Source organism: Flavobacterium gyeonganense (assembly GCF_029625295.1).
Taxonomy (GTDB): Bacteria; Bacteroidota; Bacteroidia; order Flavobacteriales; family Flavobacteriaceae; genus Flavobacterium; species Flavobacterium gyeonganense.
This window is the reverse complement of record NZ_CP121112.1, coordinates 629,840-646,942: the sequence shown is the minus strand read 5'-3', so window position 1 is coordinate 646,942 and position 17,103 is coordinate 629,840. Positions and strand designations below refer to the sequence as shown.

Sequence of the window (17,103 nt, the reverse complement as noted above, 5' to 3'; positions counted from 1 at the left end):
GAAAGCCGCATTTGTTTCGGGACAAATGCGGCTTTAACAAATTAAAACCTAAAAAGTATTTTAAACTAGAAGCAGTATGAATTTTCTGCAACTAATTTTTCTGCGATTTTTTCTCTCAATGCTACTACGTTTGGAAGATTAGTGTATTTTGTAAAACGTTTAAGTCCCATTAACATCATACGTTGTTCATCACCTTCAGAGAAAGAAGCGATTCCTTCTTTTCCTCTCAAGTTTACAATATCTACAGCTTTGTACAAGTATAATTTTGCCATAGCGATTTGCTCCTGAACTTTATCTTCGCCTTGAGATTTAGCTAATTTCTCAGTTCTCAAGATTGTACTCTCAGCCATGTAGATTTCGATTAAGATATCAGCAGCGGCCATTAATAACTGTTGATGAGAATCTAAATCAGGACCGTATTTTTGAACAGCGCTTCCGGCAACCATTAAGAAAACTTTTTTCAAGTTAGCTACGATCACTTTTTCTTCAGCAAATAATTCAGAGAAGTCTGGTGTATCAAACGATGGAATTCCCATTAATTCTTCTTGAACTTTCATTGCTGGTCCAAGTAAATCAACGTGTCCTTTCATTGCTTTTTTGATCAACATACCCACAGAAAGCATTCTGTTGATTTCATTTGTACCTTCGTAGATACGAGCGATACGAGCATCTCTCCAGGCACTTTCCATTGGAGTATCTTCAGAGAATCCCATTCCACCAAAAATCTGGATTCCTTCGTCAGCACAGTTTTGAACGTCCTCAGAAACGGCTACTTTCAAGATAGAACACTCGATAGCATATTCTTCAACACCTTTCAATTCTGCTTCCTGATGACTTGTTCCTTCTGCTTCACGAGCAGCGATTCTGTCTTCGATGTCTTTTGCAGCACGGTAAGAAGCACTTTCTCCTGCGTAAGCATTAGTTGCCATTTCAGCTAATTTAGAACGAATAGCTCCAAAAGATGAAATAGATGTATTGAACTGAATTCTTTCGTTAGCATATTTTACAGCTCCGGTTGTTACTCTTCTTTGAGCATCTAAACAAGCAGCAGCCAGTTTAATACGACCAACGTTTAACGCGTTCATTGCAATTTTGAAACCGTTTCCTCTTTCAGATAACATGTTTTCAACTGGAACTTTTGTTTCGTTGAAGAAAACCTGACGAGTAGAAGAAGCACGGATTCCTAATTTATGTTCTTCTTCATTCATAGAAATTCCGTTTGAAGGATCGTTTTCTACGATGAAACCTGTAATATTTTTATCATCACCAATACGAGCAAAAACGATGAAAACGCTGCAGAAACCTGCATTCGAAATCCACATTTTTTGACCTGTAATTAAATAATGAGTTCCGTCTTCAGATAAAACAGCTTTTGTTTTTCCTGAGTTCGCATCAGATCCTGCGCCTGGTTCAGTTAAGCAATAAGCTCCAAACCATTCTCCAGAAGCTAATTTCGGAACGTATTTTTTCTTTTGTTCTTCAGTACCATAAAGTGTAATTGGCATAGTTCCAATTCCTGTATGCGCGCCAAAAGCAGTTGAGAATGAACCTGTTGCTCCAGAAATGTAGTCACAAACCAACATTGTAGAAACAAATCCCATTCCTAATCCGCCGTATTCTTCTGGAACTGCTACTCCAAGAAGTCCTAGTTCACCAGCTTTACGCATAGATGATTCTGTATACGCGTAATCTTTTTTCTCAAAACGATCTTTATGCGCCCATAATTCTTTGTCAACGAACTCTTTTACAGAGTCACGCATCATTAACTGCTCTTCAGAGAAATCTTCTGGTGTGAAGATGTCCTCGCATTTTGTTTCTTTAACTAAAAACTGACCACCACGAGTCACGTTTTTTTGGATTGTATCTGCCATGATTATGTTTTTTTTATATTTTGTTTTTGCTCAATCTTGTCATTTCGACGAAGGAGAAATCTCCGCAAGTAGCTCTACAACGATTGACAAACTTTGCAGAAAATTGTCGCGGAGATTCCTCGTTCCTCGGAATGACAAACTAGATGGTTACTTTGTCGAATTACTATTGCGATTTCTCGTTCCTCGAAATGACAAACTGAACGTATACTTTACTTAATAATACTTTTTATAATACCTCGTAGATTCCAGCGCTTCCTTGCCCAGTCCCCACACACATCGAAACGATTCCGTATTTGTTTCCTCTGCGTTTCATTTCGTCGAATAACTGAACAGAAAGTTTAGCTCCTGTACATCCCAGAGGGTGACCTAAAGCGATTGCTCCACCGTTTACGTTTACGATTTCTGGATTTATGTTTAATTCGCGAGTTACTGCTAAAGCTTGTGAAGCAAAAGCCTCATTTAATTCGATTAATTCGATATCGTTTAATGTTAATCCCGCTTGTTTCAAGGCTTTCGGAATTGCTTTTACAGGACCTATACCCATAATTCTTGGCTCAACACCAGAAGAAGCAAAGTTTACCAAACGTGCAATTGGCTCAAGGTTTAATTCTTTTACCATTTCTTCGCTCATAATTAAAACGAATGCAGCACCGTCGCTCATTTGAGAAGAGTTACCAGCAGTTACACTTCCGTCAGCAGCAAAAACTGGTTTTAAACCTGCTAAAGCTTCTTTAGAAGTTCCTGCTCTTGGACCTTCGTCTTTATTTACAACGTATGATTTTGTTTCTTTTTTACCATTTTCGTTGATGAAAGTCTGCTCAACAGTAATTGGAACGATTTGTTTGTCGAATTTTCCTTCTGCTTGCGCTTTTAATGCTTTCATGTGAGAGTTATAAGCAAACTCATCCTGATCTTCTCTAGAAATTTTGTATTGGTTTGCCACTGCTTCAGCAGTTAAACCCATTCCCCAGTAGTAATCTTCGTGACCTGCAGCCGCAACTTTATAATCCGGAGTTGGTTTGTAACCTCCCATCGGAATATAACTCATACTTTCTGCACCACCTGCAATGATGCAATCTGCCATTCCTGACTGGATTTTAGCAGTCGCCATTCCGATAGTTTCTAATCCAGAAGCACAGTAACGGTTAACCGTTACACCAGGAACATCTTCAACTTTTAATCCCATAAGAGAGATTAAACGTCCAACGTTAAGTCCTTGCTCAGCTTCCGGCATGGCATTTCCTACCATAACGTCATCGATACGTTTTTTGTCAAAATTAGGCAGTTCGTCCATCATAAACTGAATGGTTTCAGCTGCTAATTCATCAGGTCTTTTAAATCTAAAAACACCTTTTGGAGCTTTTCCAACTGCTGTTCTATATGCTTTTACTATATATGCTGTTTTCATAAATGATTGTATTAAGATTGGAGAATTAAGTATTAAGATTTTCCAATTGTTTTGTTGATTTTATCTTTTAATGATCGTTGAAAAGAAAAATTCATATTTGAAACCTCTACTAATTGATTAATAGTTGGTTGAATTAAATCTTCACTAACAAGTTTAAGCCTTTTTGCAAGTATTAATTGTGTTATCAATTCGAATGTTGAGCCATTTGCAATTCCTAAAAAGTGCATGAATTCTTTGTCGGAATTTCTTCCAGAACCTTCAGCGATGTTTGAAGGAATAGAAACAGCGCATTTTTTAATTTGATGAATTAAATTGAATTTTTCATCATTTGGCAGCAATGCAGAGATTTCATAAACATGAACCGCAATATCCATTGCTTTTTGCCAAATCTTTAATTTTTCAAACTGATGCATTTCTTAATACTTAATTCTTATTACTTGATACTAGTTTCTTAAAGGTTTCCCTTTAGTCAACATGTACTGGATTCTTTCTAACGTCTTGCGTTCTGTACATAAACTCAAGAAAGCTTCACGTTCGATATCTAATAAATATTGTTCAGATACTAAAGTTGCTTCAGATAAATCACCACCAGCCATTACGTAAGCAAGTTTGTTTGCGATTTTTTTATCGTGCTCAGAAATGTATTTTCCAGCTTGCATTTGATCTGTTCCAACTAAGAACATACCCAAAGCTTGTTTTCCTAGAACTTTAATATCATTTCTTCTGATTGGCTGTGTATAACCAGCTTCAGCTAATAATAATGCATGTTTTTTAGCTTCAGCGATCTGGCGATCTTTGTTTACTACAATAACATCTTTTCCGTGTTGCAAAAGTCCTGTGTCAAAAGCTTCATAACCAGAAGTTGATACTTTTGCCATTGCGATTGTTAAGAAATACTCTTGAAGAACGTTTAATTCCACATCATTTTTGCGGAATAAATCTGAAGCTCTTAAAGTCATTTCTTTAGAACCACCACCACCAGGGATAACTCCAACACCAAATTCAACTAATCCCATATACGTTTCTGCAGCAGCAACTACTTTATCAGCGTGTAAACTCATTTCGCATCCACCGCCAAAAGTCATTCCGTGAGGCGCAACCACAACTGGAATTGAAGAATAACGAACACGCATCATGGTATCTTGGAACAATTTAATCGCCATGTTCAATTCGTCATATTCCTGTTCAACCGCCATCATGAAAATCATTCCGATATTAGCTCCAACAGAGAAATTTGCTGCTTGGTTACCAATAACTAAACCTTGATATTCTTTTTCTGATAAGTCAATTGCTTTATTGATAGCCTGAAGTACATCGCCACCAATTGTATTCATTTTAGATTGGAATTCTAAGTTCAAAATTCCGTCTCCTAAATCCTGAATGATTGCACCGCTATTGCTCCAAACTTTTTTGCTTTCGCGAATGTTGTTCAGAATAATGAATGAATCTTGTCCAGGAACTTTTACTTGTGATTTTGTCGGAATGTTATAGAAATAAGTCGCTCCTTCTTTTACAGTATAGAAACTGTCGCTTCCAGAAGCTAACATTTCAGTAACCCATGCAGCTGGCTCTAAACCTTCCGCTTTCATGATTTCAATTCCTTTGGCAACACCAATGGCATCCCAGATTTCGAATGGACCATTTTCCCATCCAAAACCAGCTTTCATGGCATCATCAATTTTGTATAATTCGTCTGAGATTTCAGGAATTCTGTTTGACACATAAGCAAACATTCCAGCAAAACTCTTACGGTAGAATTCTCCCGCTTTGTCTGTTCCTTTTACTAAAACTTTAAAACGATTGATTGGTTTGTCAATAGTTTTAGTTAATTCTAAAGTTGCAAAATTTGCTTTTTTTGCAGCACGGTATTCTAATGTATCTAAGTCTAAAGAAAGAATATCTTTGTCTACTTTTTTGTAGAAACCTTGTCCGGTTTTGCTTCCTAACCAATTATTTTCCATCATTTTATTGATGAAATCAGGAAGTTTGAACAATTCGTGTTGTTCGTCTGTTGGGCAGTTTTCATAAATACCGTTGGCAACGTGTACCAAAGTATCTAAACCAACAACGTCAACTGTACGGAAAGTAGCCGATTTTGGACGACCAATTACTGGTCCTGTCAATTTATCAACTTCTTCAATCGTTAATCCCATTTCTTTTACCAAGTGGAATAAACTTTGGATTCCGTAAATACCAATTCTGTTTCCAATAAACGCCGGAGTATCTTTAGCAACAACCGAAGTTTTTCCTAAGAATTTAGATCCGTATTCGTTTAAGAAATCCAATACTTCAGTTGAGGTTTTTGGACCAGGAATAATTTCAAATAATTTTAAGTAACGCGCAGGGTTAAAAAAGTGAGTGCCGCAGAAGTGTTGTTGAAAATCTTCGCTTCTTCCTTCGCTCATAAAATGAATTGGAATACCAGAAGTATTAGAAGTAACTAAAGTTCCCGGTTTACGGAATTTCTCGATTTGTTCAAAAACCAATTTTTTGATGTCTAAACGCTCTACAACAACTTCGATAATCCAGTCAACATTAGCAATTTTTGCCATATCATCTGTTGTATTTCCAGTTGTGATTCGGCTTGCGAATTTTTGACTGTAAATAGGAGAGGGTTTCGATTTTAATGAATTCGCCAGATGCTCGTTTACCACACGGTTGCGAACAACTTTACTTTCAAGCGTTAATCCTTTTTTAGTTTCAGCTTCTGTCAACTCGCGGGGAACGATGTCAAGCAGTAAAACTTCAACACCAATGTTGGCAAAATGACAAGCTATTCCTGAACCCATAATTCCGGATCCAATTACAGCGACTTTTTTAATTGTGCGTTTCATATTTGATATTTTGTTTTTTTATTTTGAATTTCCTCAATAATTAAGGTTATTCATTTTCTGTCTTTCCTGTTTGCTTCGCCAGTTCGCTGGCGCTCGTGTGATTAAATATGTTTTTGTCCTGAATCAATTCGTTGATGATTTCCGAAACTTCTATAAAATGCTGAAGCTTCTCATCTGAAACATGTTTTCTAACCGTTTCATTAAACTTCAGAACTGTATTTTTAGATAATTCTCTTTTTTCTTTTCCAAATTCAGTTAGGTAGATTAATACACCTCTTCCGTCGCTTGGATTTTTTTGCGAACAATCAAACCTTTGTCTTCCATAGATTTTAAAGTTCTGGTCAGACTTGTGGCTTCCATTCCCATCCTCGGACCTAAAGCGGTCGACGGAGTTCCTTCTTCCTTGTCAATACTTAACAGAGCAAATCCGGTTGCCATTGTAGCATCGTATTTTGCAGCCTCTTCATTATACATTCTGGATACAGCCTGCCATGTTGCTCTTAAAATATAATCTATCGTTTTATCTTTCATAAATAACTATATCGATTTCAAATATAATGAAAAAATACTATGCGTGCATATTATTTTTTCATAAATTTTAGGTTAATTAGTAAATACTTTTGAATTTGTGGGGTTTAAGGGATTCTTTTTAATTGAAATATACTACTCTTTTTTTAGTATTAATGAGTTTATAATCGGAATAATTATTGTTACAATAAAATGAAGCATTTAATTTACCTTTTGAGAAATCCCGTTTTATTCAGTTGGATTTTGTTCATCATATCTGGCAAATGCTTTTTGAAGTATTTCCTTCATTCGTTTTCTGAAACCTTCGGGCCTGAGAATTTCAATTCCGCAGCCAAATCCCAATAATAAACGTTCCATTTCGTAATTCGGAATAACAAAAAGATGCACAATAATACTTTTATCCTCATTTTCCTGAATCACCCTTTGGGTTTGATGTAAGGGTTTGGTCAGAACATAGGGCGCATTTTCAGCATCAATCCAAAGTTCGATCCGTCTGGGCTGTAAGCCTGAATTGACAGTAACGCCAATTACATTTTTATAATATAATTCGGCATCAAAATCTTCTTCTAAATAAGGAAGATTAAAGTCATAATCAATCGAAATAATTCTGTCCAGTGCCAGATTCGTAATGGGCTGTGATTTTTTCTTCTTTCCAACCAAAAACCAACGGTTATTAAATTCCTTCAAAATGAAAGGATGAAAGTGAAATTTTGTTTCGTCTCGCGATTTAAAAGATTTATAGGTAATAATCAAAACCATTTTCTTGATAATCGCCTGATATATTTCATCTAAATAATGAAGACCTTTGAGTTTTTCATTCTTATCCAGATAAATTACTGGTTTGGTATGCGACTTTTCAGCATAGATTTTATCCTCCAGTCGCTGTAAAATATCCGATACGTCATTAAACAAAGAGAAATCTTTAAATTGTTTCAGCATCGAAACCGTTTCAGTCAAGACATTCATATCCGTTTCTGTCAGCGGAATATCGGTTATCGAAAAATCTTCATCTTCATATTTATAATACTTTTTATCGTAAACCACGATTGGCGCATTATAACCCAATTTTTCACTTCGCATCAGCTGAATATCCATTTGAATTGTTCTTTTGCTAATCGGAATTTGGCGGCCTTCATATTCTTCCAAAGCCTGTGAACAACATTCGATTAAATCCTCCAAGGTCCATTGCCTGTATTTATTCTGCAGACATTTATCGATCGTCTTGTACCGAATTAAGGCGTTTTTGTTTTGTGACATATTTTCGTTTTTTGGGCGTGTCCCTCCGGGTCGGGCTGTCCACTATATCTTTTGTGGCGAACCCCGCCACAAAAGGATGCCGTTCCCATCCCTCACGCGTTTACGTTAATAAAGAAATTTCCTTTTCAATAATTGGTTCTTGCTTTTTTATATAACTCATCGACTATTTAATCTACAGATAAAGACATTTAAAATCTGCTAAATCTGCCAGATCTGCGAGAAAAAATGCCTTTCAGTATCTTGAGAGATTATAAATTTATCAATTCAAGTTAGCAGTAAAATCTCCTTTTCAATATTTTTCCTCGCTTTTTCTTCATATAAACCTCTGAATTCTTCGGTTTGAAAAATAAATTCATTCTCCAGAAAATGTTTCAACGCTTTGGCGCGTCCGGGTTTGTATAGAAAATCAGGGTAAATGCGATATTCTTTTCGAATTTGTTCAAAATAGATTTTATAATCATCCCAGTCTTTAGCCAGAATTTTCAAATCAAAATCGATTAACCAGTTTATATCTTCAATTGCGTTTTGCTGATGCTGTTGTGTTGCGCAGATGGCATCAAAAACTAATTGTTTATTTAGATTGACATTTTCAGGTAAAATCGACAAAGCATACTCAGCACTTTTGAGTTCGTTATCTTTTTTGGAAGCCGAATAAACAAAATCATGATAAAAAATAGAAAATAATATTTTGTCTGGGTTTTGAAGTTTAGCGCGATACGTTTCAAAAACCTCTATCATTTCTTTTAAATGCGTGAGATTATGATAATGCCTTGATTTCTTGGAATATGCTTTTTCTAAATCCAACCAGTTTTGCTGAATTTCATTTGCTGAAAAGCCAATATTGGAGAGTAAATCAGAATATATTTTCTCTAAATTCATCTTGTTTTTTACTCAAATTTAAAATTCTTTTTTTACTGCGCAAAATAATTGCGTAGTGGCTTTGAAATCTTTGTCATGTCAAAACGAAACAGTTATGAGAACTATTAAAATTTATTGTAAAGAATGTGAAATTGAATTGACTGATGAGTTAGTAGAATCTAATGACATATGGGAATACGATTTTGGTATAATGCCCGAAAATCATTTCTTTATTCGATCTCAAGAAGCATCTCTCAAAAATTCCATCATTGTTCCTATAGATAATTATAAATTAAAAGATCATCCAGATATGAAAAGATTTCAGGGATGTTGTGGAAGCTCTGGCTTGGACGGTATGAATAAATTGTGTTTTAATGGTCATGAAGTTGCAACAGAATTTTCTGATTGCTGGACAGATGATTGTATAGAATTTAATAATGATAAAGTGGTTATAAAAGAAAAGATTGGGGATAATATTTTTAAAGAATTAAAATTATAATTCTTACTACGCAAAATAACCGCGTACTAGTTTTGAAATCTTTGTTCAGAAATAAAAAACAAACGTTCATAGAAATAAAATAAAGAATAAAACAGGTCAAGTTTGAGTTACTTCGAAAACACTTTCCAATGTACATACTTATACCATTACCTTTTTATTCATTATAATAAGGAAGCAGTAGCTCAGCGGTAGAGCAGGTAGTTTTGAAATTATCCTTAAAGGGTCAATCCAAACTTACTTCGTACACTTTTAATGTCCGGGTCGTGGGTTCGAATCCCATCTGCTTCACTATTAATGGTCAATTAAAACTTACTTCTTACAGGTTAATTCCCCATCTTCCGAGAGGAAGTTGGCATTAAAGTTTTAAAATCATCATTAATAAAAAACGAGGGTCAAGATTAACTTACTTCTCGGGGAAACCCACCAGATAAAATAGTTCATCAATTACACTCGAATTTAAGGTCAAGTGCTTCTTACTTCAAACACTCTTTTAGGTAGAACTCAGAAGCACCATTATCTAAATTTTAAAATTTAAAAAAAAATGAAAACAAAAGAATTATTAAAAATCAGTTTACGTCAAAATGCTATTTTCATTCCATCAGAAATGATTACGAATGACGTTAAAAATTTATCAGGAACAACTTCAGTTTTGTTAGCCAATGTTTCAAAACTTGGATTTACATTTTCTGAGTCATTGCTTCACGCTTTAAACAATGTGAGCCCGAATTATAAAATTGAGGTTTTAGAAGTTTTGAGAGAAGTTTTAGGAACAGATAAAAACTGGACGCCATTGGTAAAAGAATGGAATGTTCCAACAGGCGAATCTGTTTTGGATCATATTTTAACTTATTTCTGGAATGTTTTAGGTGTGAAAAACGGAACAACTTTACAATGCGGACATATTATCCCTGATAATACTTTTCCATTAGAAAGATACAATGGTTGTCCGTTCTGCGGAACTCCGTTTGAATTCGGAAAACTGGAAAATATCGGACAAGGAAGCAAATTAAAAGTCCTTGAATTGTGGTCAGAAAGAGATTTAAATGATTTCTATATCTCATTATTGCAATCTAAAACCGCTTTAGACGCTACTCAGGTAGATAGTTTAAAAATGGCGATGCAATATTTGCCTTTACCAAAAACAGAAGTGGCAATGAAGGAAACTTTAATGCTGGTGATTGATCTTTTGATCGAAAATGGTAAAGAAGACGAAGCCTCTCAGTTTTTAAAAACACCAACCGATATCTTACGATACTTGTGGTATAAAAACACAGGAATGCTTCAGATTATCGAGCCAAAAACGATTATCAAAAGAACATCAAAAAATGCACAGCATTTCCATAATGTTTTAGATACAAGCGCTAAGGCAAGAATTGCTTCTAAAAAAGATTTGAAACTAAAATATTCCCGAAAAGAATGTTTGATGGTCGCCAATTGGTTAAATAATATGAATTTGGATGTAGAAGCAATGTGCGAAATCATGCATCCAAAAAGAGGAATGTGGGTTCGTTTTATCCGAGCGTTGCGTTTGGCAGAATACAGCAAAAGAAAAGGGTTTAAGAAATTGAACTTTTTAATAGATGTATTCTACAACCAAGTGTACGATGTTTGGCAAAGCAAAGTAGATTCGTCAAGATTGAAATTTGATGCAGATAAAACATTTGCCTTATTAAAACAACGTCCGGGATTGTTTGCACGTTCGTTATTTTCGAATATGCTTTGGTTTGGAGCAGAGGAAACTATTGCCCATTTCGAAGAGATCATCGATAAAGTTCCGGCAAGACTGGTGTTTACATTAAACATGTATGCGCAGAATTACTTTGATGTAAACATACAGAGAAGTGTGAAACCTTTGGGCGGAACAAACAAAAGAATTGCGTCAAATCAGTTGTTGAAGTTGTACGATGATAATCAGTTGGAAACAATGAAAATTCAAATCGAAGACTTGACTATTTTGGCGATGAAAAAACGATTTGCGTCGGTTTCAAATTCAAATAAAACAATTTATATCGATCCGCAATTGTTTAATATTCCGGTTTCTATAGGAGATCGAAGCGATACCGTTCAGGATTTGCCAGTTGCTTTAATGGGAACACGTTTCCCAATCGAAGGAAATGAAGTGCGATTGTTTATGCAATGGGGGAAAGATTTGCCAGCGCAGCATTTAGATATGGATTTGAGCTGTCATATTGCTTATGAAGATAAAGCCGATATTTGTTCTTTCAGCCGATTAACGACTACAGGTTGTCAGCATAGTGGTGATATCAGAAGTATTCCGAATAAAATTGGAACTGCCGAATATATCAACATCAATATCGACCAATTGGCAAAAGCCAACGCAAAATTTGTAACTTTTACCTGCAACGCCTACAGCAACGGAAGTATTACACCAAATCTTGTTGTAGGTTGGATGAACAGCAAATATCCAATGAAAATTTCGGAACGAACTGGTGTGGCTTACGATCCGTCGTGTGTAGATCATCAGGTTCGTGTAACGCAGAATGTTGCCAAAGGTTTGGTTTTTGGAGTGTTGGATGTAGCCAAAAGAGAAATCCTTTGGTTAGAGATGACTTTTGGAGGTCAGGTTGTAGGCGGTTTGGATTTCAAAGGCGTTCAGGCTTTATTGGCAAAACTAAACAGCAAATTGAATATTGGTAGTTTATTACAGCTTAAAGCGGAAGCACAAGGCTTAACGATTACCGAAAATGAAATCGCTGATGAGGTGTACACAGCTCAATGGGCGATGAATCCGGCGGTTGTGACGCAATTGTTAATAGATTAAGTCAAAGTAACAAAGAGAAAAAGGTTTTGTAGAGGCGCACTGCTGTGCGTCTCCGCAAAGTTTTTCTTCAGATTATAAGGATTAAATGCATTTTCTTGTTTTATGTCATTTCGACGTAAGGAGAAATCTCCGAAAGTAGCTCCGCAATCAAAAGCAATACTTTGTCGATTTTGCAACGGAGATTTCTCCTTACGTCGAAATGACAAAAAGCACGTTTACAGTCTTTATAAAACTTTACGAGAAATAAATTATCTAAGCAAAATAACTGCGCATTGAATTTTGAATATTTGTTCAAAGATTAGAACTAATGAATACAACGCTTTTAAAAGAAATGATTTCGCAAAATTATATCAGGGTAAACAAACATCCTGAGCATGATTTGTATATTTATAATTACACTCAAAATGCCCAATTTGAGAGAGTCTGGAATGAAATTACATTAAGCTGCCGGGGTTTGATTTTAGATGCAAATGGAAATGTTGTAGCCAGACCTTTTCCTAAGTTTTTTAATTTGGGTGAAATGGAAAATCAAATGCTTCCCAATACAACTTTTGAAGTGTTTGATAAAATGGATGGTTCGCTTGGAATTTTGTACTGGATAAATGACATCCCATTTATAGCGAGCCGGGGTTCTTTTGCCAGCGATCAGTCGGATAAAGCGAATGAAATGCTTCATGGAAAATATAAAGCTACATGGTCATTACTGGATAAAACCAAAACGTATTTGTTTGAAATTATCTATCCTGAAAACCGTATTGTTTTAGATTACGGAGCATCAGAAGAACTGGTTTTGCTGGCTGTTATCAATACGCAGTCCGGAGCAGAATTTCCGCTGGAAGATATTGGTTTTCCAATGGTTGAAAAATACAATGGGATAAAAGATATTCTGACTTTAAAAGAAATGAATACCTCCAATAAAGAAGGCTTTATCATTAAATACGCAGATAATTTTCGGGTAAAAATTAAATTCGAAGAATACCTTCGTTTACACCGAATCGTTACTCAGGTTTCTAATCTGAATATCTGGGAATATTTAAAAACCAATCAGTCATTCGAAGAAATTTTAGAGCGTGTTCCTGATGAATTTTTTAGCTGGGTGAAGCTGACTAAAACAAATCTGGAAAATGAGTATAAAGCAATCGAAGCGCAATGTAAAGCAGATTTTAAAGTGTTAGAATCCCGTAAGGAAACCGCTTTGTATTTTCAAACGTGTAAATATCCAGGTGTTTTGTTTTGGATGCTGGACGGAAAAGAGTATTCAGAGACAATCTGGAAAATGATTCGGCCAAAATTTGAAAAACCGTTTAATAGAAAAGAAGAATAAAATTTAATTAAAACTGCGCAAAATAATTGCGCAGTGACAAAGCTATATTTGTCAAACAAAAATAAAGGTCATGATTATAAAACTTAAATCGGAAAATAAATACTTTTTGGACATTCTTTACAAGAACCCGAACACCGATCAGGGGCTTTATCTGAAAGAATTGAAAAACGGGATTTTAATTGGAAATGTAATTGCCGAAAACGAATATCACTGTGTCTTTTTAGACGGCAAAAACAGTTATCTGCCGGAAGAAGGAAATCAAATCGATTTTCAAAGTTACTGCAGTCCGTTGCTGGCATTAAACATCATGACGGAGTTTTTTAATCATTTATACAAAGAAAACAAAGTTTTAAGCGAAACGATGATTTCCTGGTTAGATAAAAATTACGATGAAGTAGATACCGGAAAATGTACAATCGAAGTTCCGACATTCTTTATAGATTCCGGCTGGTATAAAAACGAAAAATATCTTTTGTCCAAATATATTGAAGGCATTACGATCAAACATAAGATTGGCAATAATTATGAATTAACGATTGAAGGAGCAACGATAAGGGAAGCTGTTCAGAAATTTTCACTGGTAGCTTTATTTACACATTTCACCAACAGGTATGCAGTGTACACCTTTATTGATGATTTTTTCATTCAGAAGCATATTACGATGTTTACCAATCTTACCGGAATTCCGTATTTCGTATTTTATCTTTTTATAAAAAGAATCATGCGTTCTCCGGTGCAGTTTGAGAAATTTAAACCGCAGTTAGAAGCATATTTTGATAATGAAGTGCAGTTTGTTTTTACAGATACACATCAATCGAGAAAAGAATTCATTTGCAGTAAAATTGATTTTGATGAAGCTGTTATGGATTTCGGCTGTGGCGAATTGCAATATTTCAAATTATTAAATAAAAGAGGATTTACGCAGGAATATTACGCTTACGATGAGGTCGATTTTAAACATGTCGCAGATAAAATTCAGGCTATTGAAAGAGCAGATCATTTGGTTTGGATTGAAAAATTAGATGAGCTTAAAGATTTTGAAGGCCAGATTATTTTAAGCGAAGTGATTGAGCACAATTCGTTAGAAGAAGCAAAATCATTGTTGATCTGGATTCGGGATAATACCAATTTTACGCGATTATTTGTAACAACACCGGATAAAGATTTCAACGTAAATTATGAATTGACAGAAGAGTTCAGACACGATGATCATGATTTCGAATTATCGAATGAAGAATTTGTAAAGTTAATTGAGGAGATTTTTCCAAATCCTAAAACATTTTATGGAGTAGGAGATTGTGTAAAAGGAATTTACCCGACAAGTGCGGTAATCATTCAAAAAAAGTAAAGAGATGTTAGATTTTAAAGTAAGAAATAGGATAGAGTGGTTCTGCACAAATAAGATCAATGATTTTTCGCCAACCATTTCTCCGGCTCCAAAAAGCAAAGACAAAAACGAAATCGAAAGCATCGAAGAAGCGGTCAATTATTATTTGAAAAATGGTGTGACTGATTTCGTGGTTCAGAAAAAATATATGGGTTCCTACTGCACGATTTATCTAAAGAGAAATCTCGATGAAACATATTTTGTTTCCAGAAATGGTTTCAAATTAGATCACATCAATGTTGAGCAGGCCATAAACAGTCTGAAAGAGTTACATGCCAAAATGCTGATTGTTTTTCCTGATTTTGAAACGCTTTTGATTGCTTCAGAATTGTTACCGTGGAAAGTTTTGGGAGCAGGATTAATTGAAAAAGAATTCACAGGTTATTATGATGCTCTACAAACGCATAATTTGTATTTGAAAACTTCGGGATTGCTTGAAAAACTGGTTGCGGTAAAAAAAGAGGAATCGTTTACAGCTTATGTTTCGGATAAAAAGCAATTGACCAGAAAAGAATTTGGAAGTAAATATAAGTCTCATATTGTTCGACAGTATGAAGCTTTGGATGCGGTAAAAATCCCGGATTTAGAGAAACAGCAGGAATCTTTAACTGTATTCAAAAATCAGATTGATACATTTGGAACTGAAGGCGAAATACATTTTAAGCCTTTCACAATTTTAAAAGAAGTCAAAATTTCAGGTGAAGAAGTATTGCCTAACAGTAATTTAACGTATGAACTGGTAAATTATGATGCATTTCTGCATTTAGAAATTACGGATTCTAATAAAGAAGAAAAGCTAAAAGAAATTTATTCTTTTTTCGAAAAGCTGACAGAAGCCAACGAAGAAGGCATTATGATTAAACCAGTTGAGAATTACATTAAAAACCTGCCGCCTTGTTTTAAAGTTAGAAACAATAATTATTTGACGATGATTTACGGTGTTAATTTTCATCAGGATTTTGACCATTATTTAGACAAGAGAAATATAAAAAAGAAGTTGGAGCAGTCTATAAACGGTTGGGAAATCAATCAAAAAATGCTTCAGATTCCGTACAAAGATTTAGAAGAAGAAAACTATTTGATGCGTTTATTGCTTTTGAAAAGAATCAATAATGAAGAAATTGAAAAAACATTAGATCCAAGATTATAATACGATTATAGAAATGAAAAAGATACCAACATTAACGATATTAGTCGGCTGCCCGGCATCAGGAAAAAGTACGTTTGCCGAATGGAAAGTGAGAACCGAAGCCAAAACCATGCGAATTAGTCGTGACGAAATCAGGTTTTCGCAGTTTCAGGAAGTAATGGAACCAGCTGCAGAAAGTATGATTTCCAAAATCATCAATGTTCAGATTAAAACCCTGCTTTCAAGCGGATGGAATGTAATTTTGGATACTTGCAACGTTAAAGCCGAATACCTGAAACAACCGGTAACCGAATTCTCAGAAATGGCAAATATCGAATTCAAAGTCTTTGATTTACCGTTTGAAGAACTTTTGGACCGAAACAACAAAAGAGACCGAAAAGTTCCGAAAAAGGTAATCGAAAAAATGTATTACGAACTGAAGAAAACCAAAGAAAAGTTCGATTTCAAACCAATCAAAAAAGTTGATAAAAATCTGGAATACTGTGAGCAGAATCCGGAACTGCCAAAAGCAATTATTTGCGATCTTGACGGAACGCTGGCATTAATGAACGGAAGAAACCCGTTTGACGCCAGTAAATGCGACGAAGATGAAATCAATAATCCGGTGGCCAATGTGTTGAGAAACTACAAGAAACTGGGATACGAAATATTGTTGGTTTCCGGAAGAGAAGACCGATACAAAGAACCAACGTTGCGATTTCTTCAAAAACACGAAATCGAATACGCTGAACTAATCATGCGTAAAACCAAAGACAGCCGAAAAGATTCGATCATCAAAACCGAAATCTATAACGAATTTATAAAAGATAAATACTTCGTAGAATTTGTTTTAGACGATAGAAACCAGGTAGTAGATACTTGGCGAAATGATTTGAAATTGCCGTGTTTTCAGGTGTATTACGGAGATTTTTAGGGTTTTGGGTTGAGGTCTTACCGCAAAGATTACCCTCATTTTTGTCATTTCGAGGAACGAGAAATCTTCGCAAGTAACTCCGCAACGAAAGTTCAAGCTTTGTCGAGCATCTTACGGAGATTTCTCCTCTGTCGAAATGACAAACGTTACGAAAAAAAAACTTTGCGACTCCGCGAATTTGCGAGATTTTTTTACCACAAAGGCATAAAATATTTCACGCAGATTTTGCAGATTCCAGCAGATTTAAAATGATTTTTAAAAATAATCTGCGAGCATCTGCTTAAATCTTTTT

12 protein-coding genes, 1 tRNA gene and 1 pseudogene are annotated in these 17,103 nt (G+C 35.2%); 7 read left to right on the top strand and 7 right to left on the bottom strand.

Going from position 1 to position 17,103, the window contains the following annotated elements:
* Positions 1-65: 65 nt before the first annotated feature.
* The 7 genes and pseudogenes from P5P89_RS02630 to P5P89_RS02600 all read right to left on the bottom strand — a co-directional run bounded on the left by P5P89_RS02630 (position 66) and on the right by P5P89_RS02600 (position 8,777).
* The gene (locus P5P89_RS02630; RefSeq protein ID WP_278010617.1) at positions 66-1,871 is read right to left on the bottom strand and encodes an acyl-CoA dehydrogenase family protein; all 1,806 of its coding nucleotides are present in this window, start codon (positions 1,869-1,871) and stop codon (positions 66-68) included.
* A 226-nt stretch (positions 1,872-2,097) separates the two neighbouring features.
* Positions 2,098-3,279 (bottom strand): thiolase family protein, encoded by a 1,182-nt coding sequence (locus P5P89_RS02625; protein WP_012026720.1) that lies wholly within the window; start codon positions 3,277-3,279, stop codon positions 2,098-2,100.
* Between the two features lie 32 nt (positions 3,280-3,311).
* A complete protein-coding gene (locus P5P89_RS02620; RefSeq protein ID WP_057120870.1) occupies positions 3,312-3,692 on the bottom strand; it encodes a four helix bundle protein in 381 nt (126 codons plus the stop codon).
* Between the two features lie 30 nt (positions 3,693-3,722).
* Positions 3,723-6,113, bottom strand: a complete 2,391-nt coding sequence (locus P5P89_RS02615; protein ID WP_278010616.1) for a 3-hydroxyacyl-CoA dehydrogenase/enoyl-CoA hydratase family protein — start codon at positions 6,111-6,113, stop codon at positions 3,723-3,725.
* Between the two features lie 46 nt (positions 6,114-6,159).
* Positions 6,160-6,644: pseudogene (locus P5P89_RS02610) on the bottom strand (MarR family winged helix-turn-helix transcriptional regulator).
* Between the two features lie 225 nt (positions 6,645-6,869).
* Positions 6,870-7,898 carry a helix-turn-helix transcriptional regulator gene (locus P5P89_RS02605; protein WP_278010615.1) on the bottom strand — a complete coding sequence of 343 codons (1,029 nt, stop codon included), beginning with the start codon at positions 7,896-7,898 and terminating at the stop codon, positions 6,870-6,872.
* A gap of 264 nt (positions 7,899-8,162) precedes the next feature.
* The gene (locus P5P89_RS02600; RefSeq protein ID WP_278010614.1) at positions 8,163-8,777 is read right to left on the bottom strand and encodes an HD domain-containing protein; all 615 of its coding nucleotides are present in this window, start codon (positions 8,775-8,777) and stop codon (positions 8,163-8,165) included.
* Positions 8,778-8,871: 94 nt separating this feature from the next.
* On the opposite strand from P5P89_RS02600, the gene P5P89_RS02595 reads away from it, so the two are divergent.
* The 7 genes from P5P89_RS02595 to P5P89_RS02565 all read left to right on the top strand — a co-directional run bounded on the left by P5P89_RS02595 (position 8,872) and on the right by P5P89_RS02565 (position 16,811).
* Positions 8,872-9,255, top strand: coding sequence for a hypothetical protein (locus P5P89_RS02595; RefSeq protein WP_278010613.1), 384 nt, complete (start codon positions 8,872-8,874; stop codon positions 9,253-9,255).
* A gap of 171 nt (positions 9,256-9,426) precedes the next feature.
* A tRNA-OTHER gene (locus P5P89_RS02590) sits at positions 9,427-9,543 on the top strand.
* A 253-nt stretch (positions 9,544-9,796) separates the two neighbouring features.
* Complete coding sequence (locus P5P89_RS02585) at positions 9,797-12,037, top strand: hypothetical protein (RefSeq protein WP_278010612.1); 2,241 nt, start codon at positions 9,797-9,799, stop codon at positions 12,035-12,037.
* Positions 12,038-12,344: 307 nt separating this feature from the next.
* Entirely contained in the window at positions 12,345-13,361 is a 1,017-nt protein-coding gene (locus P5P89_RS02580; protein ID WP_278010611.1) for an RNA ligase, read from the top strand.
* Between the two features lie 70 nt (positions 13,362-13,431).
* Entirely contained in the window at positions 13,432-14,709 is a 1,278-nt protein-coding gene (locus tag P5P89_RS02575; protein ID WP_278010610.1) for a class I SAM-dependent methyltransferase, read from the top strand.
* 4 nt (positions 14,710-14,713) lie between these two features.
* Complete coding sequence (locus P5P89_RS02570) at positions 14,714-15,898, top strand: DNA ligase-like domain-containing protein (protein WP_278010609.1); 1,185 nt, start codon at positions 14,714-14,716, stop codon at positions 15,896-15,898.
* A gap of 13 nt (positions 15,899-15,911) precedes the next feature.
* Complete coding sequence (locus P5P89_RS02565) at positions 15,912-16,811, top strand: phosphatase domain-containing protein (RefSeq protein ID WP_278010608.1); 900 nt, start codon at positions 15,912-15,914, stop codon at positions 16,809-16,811.
* Positions 16,812-17,103: the final 292 nt, after the last annotated feature.

Excerpts from the sequence above, each read along its gene's own strand:
- P5P89_RS02580 (WP_278010611.1), top strand. The coding sequence starts at position 12,345 with ATGAATACAACGCTTTTAAAAGAAATGATTTCGCAAAATTATATCAGG.
- P5P89_RS02565 (WP_278010608.1), top strand. The coding sequence starts at position 15,912 with ATGAAAAAGATACCAACATTAACGATATTAGTCGGCTGCCCGGCATCA.
- P5P89_RS02570 (WP_278010609.1), top strand. The coding sequence starts at position 14,714 with ATGTTAGATTTTAAAGTAAGAAATAGGATAGAGTGGTTCTGCACAAAT.
- P5P89_RS02615 (WP_278010616.1), bottom strand. The coding sequence starts at position 6,113 with ATGAAACGCACAATTAAAAAAGTCGCTGTAATTGGATCCGGAATTATG.
- P5P89_RS02605 (WP_278010615.1), bottom strand. The coding sequence starts at position 7,898 with ATGTCACAAAACAAAAACGCCTTAATTCGGTACAAGACGATCGATAAA.
- P5P89_RS02585 (WP_278010612.1), top strand. The coding sequence starts at position 9,797 with ATGAAAACAAAAGAATTATTAAAAATCAGTTTACGTCAAAATGCTATT.
- P5P89_RS02575 (WP_278010610.1), top strand. The coding sequence starts at position 13,432 with ATGATTATAAAACTTAAATCGGAAAATAAATACTTTTTGGACATTCTT.
- P5P89_RS02620 (WP_057120870.1), bottom strand. The coding sequence starts at position 3,692 with ATGCATCAGTTTGAAAAATTAAAGATTTGGCAAAAAGCAATGGATATT.
- P5P89_RS02630 (WP_278010617.1), bottom strand. The coding sequence starts at position 1,871 with ATGGCAGATACAATCCAAAAAAACGTGACTCGTGGTGGTCAGTTTTTA.
- P5P89_RS02595 (WP_278010613.1), top strand. The coding sequence starts at position 8,872 with ATGAGAACTATTAAAATTTATTGTAAAGAATGTGAAATTGAATTGACT.
- P5P89_RS02625 (WP_012026720.1), bottom strand. The coding sequence starts at position 3,279 with ATGAAAACAGCATATATAGTAAAAGCATATAGAACAGCAGTTGGAAAA.
- P5P89_RS02600 (WP_278010614.1), bottom strand. The coding sequence starts at position 8,777 with ATGAATTTAGAGAAAATATATTCTGATTTACTCTCCAATATTGGCTTT.